Origin of the sequence: Photorhabdus akhurstii, assembly GCF_018448925.1 — a bacterium.
GTDB lineage: Bacteria > Pseudomonadota > Gammaproteobacteria > Enterobacterales > Enterobacteriaceae > Photorhabdus > Photorhabdus akhurstii.
Window position 1 is genome coordinate 1 of record NZ_RCWE01000149.1, and the last position, 299, is coordinate 299.

At 54.5% G+C, this 299-nt stretch carries 1 pseudogene; it reads left to right on the top strand.

The features are described 5' to 3' along the window. Positions 1–299 (top strand): annotated as a pseudogene (locus EAE93_RS24135) (RNA-guided endonuclease TnpB family protein); the annotation flags it as partial.

The following is a 299-nucleotide window of genomic DNA, read 5'->3' on the forward strand; positions in this document are numbered from 1 at the left end:
CTGTCAGTGGCGAAAAAATCCCGCCGGTATGCCTGGCTCAAAGCGTATGACGCCATCGCCTTGCAGCAGGCGGTGATTAACCTCGATATGGCGTTTTCCCACTTTTTTAATCCGAAGCTGAAAGCGCGCTTCCCGGCGTTCAAACGCAAGCATGGCAGGCAGTCCAGCTATCATTGTGTCGGGGTGAAGGTGCTGGACGGGGCAATAAAAATACCCAAGTTATCGCCGATAGAAGCCCGTCTGCACCGTGAAATGACCGGAGAGGTGAAAAGCATGACCCTGAGTCGTTCAGCCACCGG